This window comes from Lacticaseibacillus zeae DSM 20178 = KCTC 3804 (assembly GCF_000260435.1).
Taxonomy (GTDB): Bacteria; Bacillota; Bacilli; order Lactobacillales; family Lactobacillaceae; genus Lacticaseibacillus; species Lacticaseibacillus zeae.
Map to the genome: position 1 here is coordinate 1 of NZ_BACQ01000047.1, position 12746 is coordinate 12746.

Annotated in this window: 12 protein-coding genes; 3 read left to right on the plus strand and 9 right to left on the minus strand. The window is 48.9% G+C overall.

Annotated elements, in window-relative coordinates; translation table 11 throughout:
* The 3 genes from GSO_RS09180 to GSO_RS09190 all read left to right on the plus strand — a co-directional run.
* The coding region (locus GSO_RS09180) for a GntR family transcriptional regulator (RefSeq protein WP_010491386.1) at positions 1–344 on the plus strand (344 nt) is incomplete at its 5' end.
* Positions 331–1047 (plus strand): ATP-binding cassette domain-containing protein, encoded by a 717-nt coding sequence (locus GSO_RS09185; protein ID WP_010491388.1) that lies wholly within the window; start codon positions 331–333, stop codon positions 1045–1047. The genes GSO_RS09180 and GSO_RS09185, both read left to right, overlap by 14 nt.
* The gene (locus tag GSO_RS09190; protein ID WP_010491390.1) at positions 1040–1753 is read left to right on the plus strand and encodes a hypothetical protein; all 714 of its coding nucleotides are present in this window, start codon (positions 1040–1042) and stop codon (positions 1751–1753) included. The genes GSO_RS09185 and GSO_RS09190 overlap by 8 nt, the downstream gene beginning before the upstream one ends.
* A 135-nt stretch (positions 1754–1888) precedes the next feature.
* Here GSO_RS09190 and GSO_RS09195 read toward each other — a convergent pair whose 3' ends face one another.
* The 9 genes from GSO_RS09195 to GSO_RS09235 form a co-directional block, all read right to left on the minus strand.
* Positions 1889–2767, minus strand: coding sequence for an ATP-binding cassette domain-containing protein (locus tag GSO_RS09195; protein ID WP_010491392.1), 879 nt, complete (start codon positions 2765–2767; stop codon positions 1889–1891).
* Positions 2768–2800: 33 nt separating this feature from the next.
* On the minus strand, positions 2801–3868 hold the full coding sequence (locus tag GSO_RS09200) for an ABC transporter ATP-binding protein (protein WP_010491394.1): 1068 nt from the start codon (positions 3866–3868) through the stop codon (positions 2801–2803).
* A gap of 25 nt (positions 3869–3893) precedes the next feature.
* A complete protein-coding gene (locus GSO_RS09205) occupies positions 3894–4202 on the minus strand; it encodes a hypothetical protein (RefSeq protein ID WP_010491396.1) in 309 nt (102 codons plus the stop codon).
* 96 nt (positions 4203–4298) lie between these two features.
* Positions 4299–5201 (minus strand): ABC transporter permease, encoded by a 903-nt coding sequence (locus tag GSO_RS09210; protein WP_420896616.1) that lies wholly within the window; start codon positions 5199–5201, stop codon positions 4299–4301.
* A 68-nt stretch (positions 5202–5269) separates the two neighbouring features.
* Positions 5270–6220 carry an ABC transporter permease gene (locus GSO_RS09215; RefSeq protein ID WP_029345572.1) on the minus strand — a complete coding sequence of 317 codons (951 nt, stop codon included), beginning with the start codon at positions 6218–6220 and terminating at the stop codon, positions 5270–5272.
* Positions 6221–6320: 100 nt separating this feature from the next.
* On the minus strand, positions 6321–7991 hold the full coding sequence (locus GSO_RS09220) for a peptide ABC transporter substrate-binding protein (RefSeq protein ID WP_010491403.1): 1671 nt from the start codon (positions 7989–7991) through the stop codon (positions 6321–6323).
* A 693-nt stretch (positions 7992–8684) separates the two neighbouring features.
* Entirely contained in the window at positions 8685–8948 is a 264-nt protein-coding gene (locus GSO_RS09225; protein WP_010491405.1) for a hypothetical protein, read from the minus strand.
* A 173-nt stretch (positions 8949–9121) separates the two neighbouring features.
* Positions 9122–10783, minus strand: a complete 1662-nt coding sequence (locus tag GSO_RS09230) for an ATP-binding cassette domain-containing protein (protein WP_010491407.1) — start codon at positions 10781–10783, stop codon at positions 9122–9124.
* Positions 10776–12380 (minus strand): ATP-binding cassette domain-containing protein, encoded by a 1605-nt coding sequence (locus GSO_RS09235; protein WP_010491408.1) that lies wholly within the window; start codon positions 12378–12380, stop codon positions 10776–10778. The genes GSO_RS09230 and GSO_RS09235 overlap by 8 nt, the downstream gene beginning before the upstream one ends.
* Between the last annotated feature and the right edge of the window lie 366 nt (positions 12381–12746).

A 12746-nucleotide genomic window follows, 5' to 3' on the forward strand; every position in this document is an offset into this window, starting at 1 on the left:
TCAAGCAGTACCTTTACCAAGCCATTATCACGGATCGGCTTAAGTCTGGCGCCCAGTTGCCAGCTGTTCGGCAATTGGCCGCCGAGCTAACGGTGAATGTCAACACGGTTCAACGCGCTTTAAGTGAACTGATTCAAGAAGGCGTGCTCGTCACCCGCCGCGGCCGCGGTAATTTTGTGACCGACGACATTAAGGTGCTGATTGAGTTAAAAAATCGCCTCATCGCCACCGAACTCGGCACCTTGTATCGCCAACTGGCTGACCTGAATCTTAGCGCCGCGGAAATGAAAGACGCTTTTGCCCAATATGTTGATGAACAGGAGGCTCACCATGACCACGAATAAGATTTCCGCAGAACACCTAACCTATAAACGCAATCGCCACCTCATTCTGGATGATCTCAATCTTGAGGTCCAGCAAGGTCATTTCATCGGGTTACTGGGTGCAAACGGTGCCGGTAAAACCACATTGATGCGGCTTTTAAACGGGGTGGCGACCAATTTTACCGGTACCATTCAAATCGGCGCCTCGGAAAGTATCGTCGACCGCAAGCAACTTAGCAGCTTCAGCGAATCACTTAAAGGCGTCAACGCCAACCGCACGTTACATCAAATCGCCACCGATTACGCCATCATGTATCTCGACTTTTCGGAAAAGGCGTTTGAAAATTTCACCAACAAGTACGAACTGGATTGTCACCAAAAATTAAGTGCACTCTCCAAAGGTAATCGGAAAAAGTTTGCGACTGCCCTCACCTTGTCCCGTCAAACCCAACTCTATTTACTTGACGAACCTTTTGAAGGTATTGACAGCATGACGCGCAAACGCCTTATCAGCAACATGGTCGCCTGGAAGCCTGCTGCAGCCACGGTCATGATCTCGGATCACCATGTCAACGATGTCGTGAACATCCTCGACGAAATTGTTGTGTTAAAAGACAAACATGTTATCGCTCACCGAAACACGGAACAACTCCGCGAAGAAACCGGTATGAGTGTCGAAGCTTATTATGAAAGCCTCTATGAAGGGAGCACCACAAATGACTAATACCTGGACCATGACAAAAGTCTTGATTCGGCAGCGAATTCAAACCGTTGTCAACACGCTTATCGTTACGATCGTTGCAACCATCATCACGGCGATTTTAATGTATTTTGGCGGCAGTGCCCACTTTTCCATTGACCTTTTCTACTATGCGTTTCAACCCTACTCGTTTATCGGTGGCATTTACTTGTTTATTCGACTCGCGATCAGGCAGGAACATACCTGGGTCGACAATTATTACCGCTCTGTGCCGATTACCAACCTAAAACTTTACATGGCCAATTTATTCGGCACTATTTGTAACTTTGTCATTTACTGTCTCGCTCAGAGTCTGATTTTTACCATTCTGCAAGTGGCCAGTCATGGCATTCACTGGCCGGAGATGTCTGTCTGGATGGACGCTGCCGAAGGGATCATCATTCTTGGCTTAACCTGCCTATTTATCTGGACATTTGTAAGTCTGGTCCACCTGCTCTCCGTCACCATCATGGCCTTCTTACCCGAAACCCAGATTCGTCTCGCACAATGGGCCATTTATCTGGTCGTCATCATCACGGCCTCCTACCTGTTCAACCAGCTATGGCAACTATTCTTAATGCCCTTTAGCAACTACAACATAGCCGCCATTTTCGGCGTTTTCGCGGTTATCTTCACGCTCATTTCCAGCCTTAACGTCTACCTGCTGGAAAAATGGGTTGAGACGAAGTAGGTCGATTATTGGCATATGCCATCGTTCTGCGCTAAAAGCTTTTATGGGTATCCACATAATAAAAATGGACTTTCAAGCAGCGTTTGCTGTCACTTGGAAGTCCATTTTTGTAATAACACGTAAAAAATCTTAAGCCTAAGGCGCCAACACCCAGTGGTCCGGTGCCGCTTCGGTTAAGGCCGCACCAGCCGGAATCGGTGTGCGGTCAAACTGGACCCGTGGCTTTTGCTGCTCAAACAGCGGGTCGGCTTGCGGCACCGAAGCCAGTAGCGTCTGCGTGTAAGGATGCAACGGATGGCGGTAAACGGCTTCAGTCGCACCGGTTTCAACAATTTGGCCTTGATACATCACGACAATCTGATCACTGATGTAGTGCACCATGGATAAGTCATGGGCAATGAACAGATACGTCAGATGCTTGGCTTGCTGAATCTGCCGCAACAGATTCACAATTTGCGCCTGGATTGACACATCTAACGCCGAAATCGGTTCGTCCAATACCAGAAACTTCGGCTCAACCGCCAGTGCGCGGGCAATGCCGATACGCTGCCGCTGACCGCCGGAAAACTCATGCGGAAACCGATTAATCGCATCCGGCGGCAAGCCAACTTGTTCCAGCAACTGCAAAACCCGATCAATCCGCTCCTGTGTCGATGACGCTAGATGAAAATTATCAATGCCTTCCGCAATAATATCGGCCACTTTTTGCCGTGGATTCAACGATGCAAACGGATCCTGAAACACCATCTGAACCTGGCGCCGAAATTGCTTGCGTTCAGCATGGGAAAAATGCTGAATCGACTCACCTGAAAACAGTACATCTCCACCTGAAATCGGCCCGATGCCGGCAATCGCACGGCCAGTGGTCGTTTTTCCCGAACCTGACTCGCCCACCAAGCCAACGGTGGTGCCGGAAGCAATTGTAAAATTGATGTGATTCACTGCTTTGATGAGCCGCTGATCTTTACGGAAGTTGACGCTTAGATCTTGAATGGCAAATAACGGTTCTGTCAAAAATAACCATCTCCATTTATAAAAGGCTTCGAATCAGGCCTGATTCACCGCGACCGCCAACGACGGCTCCTTGGTGAGTTCGGCAAACCGCGCCCACCGTTTTTGAATCGTAACCGGCGGCTGGTAACTTGGCGTCCGCGGATCAAGCAGCCACGAACGAACAAAGTGAGTAGGTGATACCTGAAACAGCGGCGGCATTTCCTTGAAATCAATAGCCAACGCATAGGGGTTGCGAGGTGCAAACGGATCCCCTTTAATCGGCTCCCGTAGATCCGGCGGTGTCCCCGGCAAGGTGAATAGCTCTTTACGCTGATCATCCGAACTCGGCACCGCATCCAACAATCCCCAAGTGTACGGGTGCTGCGGATTATAAAAGATTTCATTTGCCGTGCCAGTTTCAACAATTTTACCGGCGTACATAATGGCCACGCGATCGGCAATATTCGCAACCACACCTAGATCGTGGGTGATGAAGATCACGCTTAAATCGCGCTTAGCCTTTTGGCGCTTGATCAAGTCCAGTACTTGCGCCTGCAGGGTCACGTCCAAAGCGGTGGTCGGTTCATCGGCAATCAGAACCTTAGGCTGCATGATCATCGCCATGGCAATCATGGTACGTTGTCGCTGACCGCCCGACAGTTCATGCGGGTACTTGCGCGCAATCAAGGCAGGATCAGGCAAGCCGACCTCTTGAATCGCAGCGTTGACCGCCTGTTTTAAAGCGGCCCCGTGCAGGTGTCGGTGGGCTTTGACCCCTTCACCAATCTGCCGGCCGATGCGCATGGTTGGATTCAGCCCGCTCAGCGAATCCTGAAAAATCAACCCAAGCTCCTGTCCGCGCAATCGCGTATAAGTTTTCCTACTGGCGTGCAGCAGATCGGTTTCGCCATATTGCATGGCATCAGCCTTGACTTCTGCATCTTTGCCAAGTAAACCTAGCAACGCATGCGTGGTCACTGATTTACCCGAACCGGATTCGCCAACCAAAGCGAGCGTCTCGCCTTGATGCAGCGTTAAATCCACCCCATTGACGGCATAGACATTTTCGTTGGCTTCATGAAACGTCACGGTTAAGTTTTTAATTGAAACAATATCAGTCATGCTGCGCCCCTTTCAAAATTCATTTTTAATACAAAAGCAAATCAATCACGGTGCCGCCAATCAGATTCACGGCGACCCAAATGCCTAATTGCAAGTTACCGGGCAGCGCGCCGAGCATCTTGCTGGTCAAGTCAGCATGCGGGCGACGGGTGTGCAGCAGCAATTTAATCCCCACCGCAAGTATCGCCAAACCCACCAGCAGCCAAAACGTCTGGTGTAGCCCCCACAATATGGCCAAGGTCAGGCCTTCTCGCGTTAACGACAAGCCTGTGGTGACCACCAGCAAGCCAATGAAAAGGGCGGCACCGACCTGCCAAGGATGTTTTTGGATCATTTTGACACTTCCTTAAAAAGGTTGAGCTGATTGCCAATGCAGCGGCTTTTGGGTGAAGCCTGCAAACAAGCTTCTCGCTGCCGGCAGTCGGCTGAGTTAACCTTGGAATTTCGGATCAAGGGCGTCGCGCAAGCCGTCACCTACGATATTAAACGCAAAGACGATCGCAACTAAAATTAGAATCGGAATGTAAAGTTGCAGTGGGTGTTGGAGCATCTGATCCTGACCACTGGCAATCAGGATGCCAAGACTCGTGTTCGGGGCCTGAATCCCTAAGCCGAGAAAACTCAGACTGGCTTCACCAAAGATGTTGCCGGGGATGCTTTGGCCAATATCCAGAATCAGAATACTCATCATATTCGGCACCAGATGCCGCGTCATAATTCGCCACAGTGGGGTGTCCAGCATCACGGCGGCCGTCACATAATCAAGTTGCCGCAATTGCATGACCAGTCCCCGCGCCTGCCGCGCCGCATCCGACCAGCTCGTTAGCGCCAAAGCAAACAACATGGTCCACATGCCATTGCCTAAAACGACCATGATCAGCATGGTGATCAACAATCCCGGCAGCGAATTAAACACCTCAATAATCCGCATCATGATTTCATCGACCCAGCCACCAAAAAACGCCATGACCATGCCATAAATTGTGCCAAAACCAATTGCCAGAACGGTACTGAGAATCGCCACCAAGAGCGAAACCTGAATGCCGATGCAGGTACGCGTAAACAAATCCCGCCCCAAGCGATCGGTGCCAAACCAATGAGCTGCACTCGGCCCGACATTTCGCGCATTGACCCGAATCAAATTGGGATCGTAATGCTGAAGTTGCGGCCCTATCAAGGCCACTAGCACAATGAGAAGTAAAATAATGCCCCACGCCACAGCCAAGTGATCTTTCAGTAACTTTTGTCGCGCCGACGCCCAGAAACTGATACTTTTGGGTGCGCCCTCTTCATCCGCAGATATTGCAGGTTGTTTTGTCAGCACAGTTGGCATACCGGCGTTGTCGGTTCCTTGAACAAAATGAAAATCCGTATCACTGACAGCCATTCGCCTGACTCCCTTCAGTTGTCATATAACTTAATCCGCGGATCAACCACGGTATACAGCAGATCGGTGATAAACATCGTGACAATGTACAAAATCGCCAGCAACACCGTTTCGCCCATAATAATCGGCACATCGCGATTCGTTAGCGCCGTCACAAAATACTGCCCGATGCCGGGAATCACAAAAATGCTTTCAATGAAAATTGATCCGGTAATGCCAAAAGCCAACGTAACAGGCAACGAGGTAATAATCGGAATGAACGCATTTCGCACGATATGGTGCAACACGATTTGCGGTTCCGATAATCCCTTGGCGCGCGCCGTCATGACATACTCGCTTGAGGCGACGTCCACCATTGAATTTTTCAATAGTCGTGCATAACCGGCAATGTAGCCGATCCCACCGGCAATCGTCGGCAAAATGGTATAAATCCAACCACCCCACCACAACTGATCGCCACTAGGCCACCCGATAATCGGGAACCAACCGAGCTTGCCGCCAAAATAACTTTGCAACAGCAACCCCAGCACCAGACTCGGGAACGACATCAAAAACAGCGCCAGAATCGTCACCGCCCGATCAATCCAGGTGTTTTTATACACAGCCGCCAGAATGCCCAGCAGCAGCCCCAGCGGAATACCTAACAACATCTGTTGAATACCTAAACGCGCCGATGCTGGCAGGCGGTCACGAATCAAACTCGACATGGTCACTGACGGATCGGCAATCGACTCGCCAAACTGTCCATGCAACATGTTGTTCATGGTGATCACATATCGTTCCATCACCGGCTTATTGAGACCCGTGTTCTTGTAAACTTGCGCGCGGGTTGCCGCTGGTAATTTATCGGTTTGAGCACTCAGAGCATCACCAGGCACGGCCGAAATCAGGAAAAACGTTGCCGTGGCAATTAGGAACGTCGATATTAACAGTTCGATAAAACGTCGAACGATCAGCTTGATCACGGTTGCAGCCACCTTCTCCTTGAATCAAAATGAGTCATTTTGCCATCTCCTATTGACCTTATGTACATTGGCCGTGTACATGGCCAATGTGACTAGCTAGCTATTCTTTCGACGCATAAGTGTAGTTGAACGTGGCGCCAAAGACGGTTGATTGAAGATTTTTAACTGACTTGTTGATATAAAGACGTGATTGCGAGTTGGTTAACGGCACGACGCCGAAATCTTTGGCGACCAGCTGTGTTTCCAGTTGCTTGTAGAGTGCCAGCCGTTCTTTCGTACTTAAATTGGCATTTAACTTGGCATCGAGATCGTCAAACGTTTTGCTGTTATACCCGCCGAAGAATTGCTGGAAGCCGTTATTTGAATCCCACAGGCTCAAATACGAATTCGGATCGGCGCTCCCTGACCAGCCATTATCAAGCAAATCATACTGATTATCATTTCTGGACTTCACAAAGCTAGGTACATCAGGGGCAGTTTTGATCGTGACTTTGACGCCTAACTGTTGATCAAGCTCTTGCTTCAGCCAAGTACCGGTGTCATCATCATCGACAGTCAGGTAAACAAAGTTCAGCTTGCTGAGATCCGTTGACTTACCCAGTTCCTTCAGCCCCTCTTTCAACAAAGCCTGACGCTTAGCCTTAGTGTTGTACTGTGCCTGTAGATCTTTCAGTGGGTTACCGACATACTCACCATAGTTTGTCGATCCAACGTTCATCGATTGCGGCACCATGGTATAGGTTGGCTGGTCTTTGCCGTCATTGACCGCCTTGTTGTAACTTTGGCGATTAATAGAAAGTGAGACTGCTTCCCGCACCTTCGTATTTTTGAAAAGTCCCTGAGTCCCGCCATTGTGTTGATTCATGATTAAAACGGTCGTCCCAGAACCATCTTGTTTTCGCGAGACCAGTTTGTTACTCTTAGCCAATTTGTTGAAGTCACTAATCTGTTTACCGGAAGCAGACAAGGCATCTAACTGGCCACTTTGCATTAACGAAAGCACGGTCGACGCCTTGTTCGTGGTGGTATAGGTTACGGTTTGCAGCTTAACCTTTTTGGCATTCCAATAAGTGTTGTTCTTCTTTAGCGTGATCTTGTCATTCTTTTTCCAAGATGTTAGCTTGAACGGGCCGTTAAAGACCTGATCCTTCACATCGGTCTTCCACTTCTTGTTGCCAACTTTATTAATTTTGTCGAGGCGGACTGGGTAATAAATAACCGATGCAAAATCTGACAAAAGCGACGGATGGGCATAAGCAAGCTGAACCTGAAGTGTTTTGGCATTCAAGGCTTTTACACCCAAGTCTTCGGCGCTACCTTTGCCAGTGTTGTAAGCTTCGGCGCCCTTGATAAAGTATGCACCGGTAGCCTGGGAAAAGGCGTTCTCCTTTTTCAATAACCGGCGGAAGGAATCCACGTATTGCTGGGCAGTGACTTTCTTGCCATCTGACCATTTGGCATCGCGTAACTTGAAGGTATACGTTAAGCCATCTGCTGACTTGGTGTAGGATTTGGCCCCAGTTAAAACGACTTTATCTTTGCCGTTTTTCGATTCAATCGTGGTCAAGCCTTCTTGAACTTCTGAAAGAATATCGTTCTCGTTAGTATTGCGCATATCATTCACATCTAACGTCGTCGGATCAAGCTCTTCGGTTAAATTCAACGTCTGAGCGCTGCTTGATGACGCAGAACCTTTACTGCCGCAACCGACAAGTAAGGTCGCCAGCGCAACGCCGGTAATAAGAGCTGTGAGCCAATGGGACTTCTTCATACATGCCATCTCCTAAAGTAAAATAAAAACTGGCGGTGCATCTAGGATTCTAGATACACCGCCAGTTTTGTCCTTCGTTCAAGTCACGTTTGTCCGTCACCCAAGCCAATATCCAGCCATGTAAATAGAACCGCTATGTTGTTCATAGCAGCAGCACATGGACATGAACATGACTTGGTTGAACTGGGTCATCACGTTGACTCCTCTCGAAGAAATTAGCATTAGCATACTTTTAAAAATTTTATTCGTCAACGGGTAATTTGTTAAAACCTGATTTGTTCGGGGCAGTAACATGCTTCAATACCGCTTGGCTATTGGGTTTGATCACGCTCATAGAATTTTAATTTTGGTTAACTGCCGTTGTGATTGAATGGTCGTTAAGAAAATAATGGCGGTGATTGCGGAAACGCCTTTGTCGTGGCAGCTGAGGAAAGAAGATAAAGAAAAGCAATAAGGTCATTTCGTTTAAAACAGTTTTACTTAAAGCTGATTAACGTTCAGCTTTCATTCAAGTTTGCTGGCTAACTCATATTTAAATTTCCTCGTATTAGCCGTTTCTTTACGGTTAAATGGACAAAACATACTGCTCACATAAGCTTCATTTGAAACTATTTTAAATTTTATGCTCATCAAAACAGCCGACTGAGAATTACTTTCCCAGCCGGCTGTTTTCAATTTTAACAGACACGTACGTTACGCTTCTGCGCGGTGGTGCATCAATACCCACAGAAGTGCAGCGCCGGCGCCGATAAATAGCAACGCCGATACCCCGTTAGCTGCCGACAACATGGCAAATGCCATGGTTGCAAAAAGGCCGCCAATCGAAAGGCCAATCCCCCATTTTTGAATCGGTGTCAAGCTGGCAAATGAAGCGCGGAAACCCAGCGCCAACAAGAGTGATCCAACAAACGAGATCAGGCCAAAGATAATGTGCCCTAAAATCAACCAGTTAAACATCTTATTCCCCCTTTCTGATAAGCAATTCGCTGCGTTCAGAAGCTGGTGTGCCAATGGCCTCAGGTTAGATGACCGTTCATCCGGCCACAGCACCCGAGATCAGCACCCAAGTTTTTGCACAGAGAATCGCGTCAATACGCTTTTACTATACGTGAGATGGTAGCGGTTGCCAACTATTTTGGCTTAGCGAGACTTTCTCCGTTTAAGCGGCCATTTTCTAGGCGCAAGGCCCGATCCCAAAACTGCGTGATATCCAGTCGATGGGAAATAACCATCATGGCAATTGACAATGATTCAAGCCGTTGACTAAGCGCTTTTGCTGACGTGGCATCTAAGTTAGCAAACGGTTCGTCTAGCAGTAACATCGCTCGCTTTGCGACAAGCGCCCGCGCTAGTCCAATCTTTTGCAATTTTCCTGCCGACACATTGGCTTTCGTCTGGCCGTGCAGTTGCGTGGCGAGTCCTTGCGGCAGACGGTCAACGAATGCCTGCAAATCGGTTTGGGCGAGCACAGCTTCAATTGCTTCCTGGGTAATCGGACGGCCAAGCGTGATATTTTGTAACAAGGTATCATCAAACAGCGCCACGACTTGCGGAACAAAACCAATCTTGTCGGCTAGTCGCTCCGAAGCTGCGCCTGCCGGTTGTCCTTGAATCATGCCAGCCTGTGGAATCAACAAGCCTAAAATGATCTGAATCAACGTTGTTTTACCGCCACCACTTGGACCGGTGACCAAAATCTTTTCATGGGCCGCAACATCAATCGTTAAATTAAGTTGCTGCAACACTGGCTGGTGCGCAGATGGGTAGGTGTAGCTTAGATCCTGTAAAACCAGTTGCTCTCCAGAACAGGAGGCGGCGGAGGTTGGGCACTGTCGAGATGCTTTTTGGGTTAAGTCTGAGTGTTTTTCTTCCGGCAATGCCCCTAACGCGAGCAATCGTTTGGCAGCAACCAACTGCCGTGAAAGCTGGGCGTACTGGCCTGGCATGCTGTAGAACAACCACGTAAAACTCGGCGTCAGCATGGCAAACGCCGCAAATTGACCGACCGTAATCATTTTGAAATCGACAAACAGCAATTCAATGCCTAAAATCGCGATGTCAACGAACAACCCCAGCGCAAAACCAAGCACAATGGTTCCGGTTTGCTGAATGCCCATGTGATACTGGGCGTCTGCAAAAGTTTGATAAGCTTGGCGGAATAGTTTTAAACCAAACTGTTCACTTTGATAGTCTTTTAATAGCGTTCGTCCTGCAAGTACTTCCAATAATACTGCCTGCATGCGACCATTTTCGACTTGTTGGGTATCTTGAGCCTGAGTTAAGCGACCGGCCATGAAGCGTGGGATCAATAACGCAGTCAGGCACAATCCCACGATGACGACCATCAGCAACCATGAACTCAACCAGCCGAATAAGCTGGCGGCAAGGAACGAAAAGGTCCCAACAGCAAGTGCAGTTACCGACTGAATAAACAATGGGGCGGCCAAAGATGCCTCGGTTGTTAGACCGTTCAGTCGCTCACTGCCGGCTTGATCGTCCGTTGCAACCGGGCCGGTCATGAGTGCGGTCATTTGTTGCGTTTGAAGTCGCTGGACCAGCCGATACTGTGCTTGCGTCTGCCGCCGCCCAATCAGCCAGCGCCCTAGCCCTATCATCAGTGCCGCACCAAGCGCAACGACAAATAATCTGATCGTCAAAATGCTTTGTTGGGTCACATTTTGAATGATGCGCGCTAACGCAAACTCGAAACCGGCGCAGATCAAGGCGATCAACCATAAAAGCGGTGCGATCCGCATCCCGACAAGTTGCCAGATTTGTTTTAGCTTAGTCATGCTGCTCACCCACCTCAATGATGTGATCGGCGGTCGTGACAAAATCGAACGTATGCGTGATCACGATAATGCCGCGCCGTCGTGCCTCTTGCCGTAGAATCCGCATGACCACCGCCTGATTGGCCGCATCAATATCGGAAAAAGGTTCATCCAAAACCAACCAAGGCCGCTCCGAAAGCAGTGCACGCGCGATCCCGAACCGCCGCTGCTCGCCTGGTGAGAGTTGTGCGGGATGTGATATTTGATCGACATCAGCCGCATATTTTTCAAGTCCAAGTTGGTGTAGTAGTTGCACGATCCGTTGTGACAAATGATGTTCAGCCAAAAGCAAGTTGGCCGCAACAGACGCCGTGAACATCACGCTGCGTTGCGGCACAAAAGCCATTAACTCAGCCGGCGAGGTGGCAGTTGGACGGCCGCGAATGTCGATGTGTCCGGAAGTCGGCAGTAACTCACCTAAAATCAGCTTCATTAACGTTGTTTTGCCAGCACCGTTTGCGCCAATGATAAAAGTGATGCCGTGATTATCAATCTGAAAATTCAGATTGTGCAATAGCTGCCGTGAGCTGTTCGGGTAATGAAAAGTCACCTGCTCGCCGACAATCGTCATAGGCTGATCAGGAATGGCTGCTATTTTGGTGTTAGTCGTGGTCTGAACTTCAATCGTGACCTGTAGCCGCGGCAAAATGCGTTGTAGCGACGTTTTCTGTTGGGCAAGATAGCCAATTGTCGGCGCTAACCCTAAAAATGGCCACAAAATCGAGCCGACACCGGCATTCCACGCGCCCAGCACGCTCGCCACCGACTGCTGTGTCAGCGGCAGCAAGGCAAATCCCAGAACCAGAGTTAGCACTTCCGCCAAATAAATCCCGCCGTTAAAAATACCGGACAAGGCACCGGCAGCACTTGCCAGCTGGTTGATGCTTGGCGTTGCCTCCTGGAAAAAAGCCTGATGCCGCTGCCGGATATACGCAAAAACATGAAGATTCCGCACCATCGCAAAATTCGCTAAAAAATCATTGAAGAAGCCTTTATGGCGATCATCAATGCCAATCAAATTTGTCTGTGCCCGATTTTGGTAGCGGAAAAGTTGCCGAGAAAGCACCGCAAAACCGAGACCAATCAAGATAAAAACGACTGCCAACTGCCAGGACTGAGTAGCAACATACGCGATGCCCAAAATGACGGTGATGCCAAAATCAACCAGTGGCAAGACGCCGGTATCCAGAAACTGCATGATGTTTTGGGTGTCTGTTACCAGTAAGTTCGTCGCAAAACCACTATCAGGTGCCTCATCAGCCCTCCCAGCCAAAAAGCCACTCACTAAAGCAGTGGCAATTGCTAGGCTCAAGCGCCGTTTTAGCCGTTCCACAACCACTCCTGATAACCAGTAAACGCCTGTATAAACAACCGATGCACCGAGCATCCCACCAAAAATACCCAGCAACAAGCCAACCTGACCGGCCAGCGCCGCGGTTAACCCTAGCTGAATCAACATGGAAATGGCGACGTTAAAGCCATCAACCGCGACCCGTAAGCCAAGTAGCCCTAGTAACCACCGTTTTTTAATTGAACCGATTTGAAAAATTGTTTGCATTGTTCTCGTCTCCTCGAGTGACTGGAGAATCCAGTCAAAATTTTGGGGACTACGTTGTTGCAAACTTGAACGTGTACACGAAAAAGACGGCCTCCTCAGCCGTCTTTTTAATACATCATATTGATCGACTAGAAGCCCATCTGCGCCGCACACCAAAGAACCCTGCACCAACCGCAGCCCCTGCATTCAATTTTGATGGGGTAAATCGGTCTTTGATCCGCATGTTAAGATGCCTCCGTTCGATTTCGGTTTTGATAGCGTTAGCATAACAGGCGCTTCCTGAAAAATCAATAAATTTTATCTGTGGTTTTTTAATTTTTCGTCGAGTTAACAAAAAAGGCACTAGCACCAAAAATTGTTCCACCG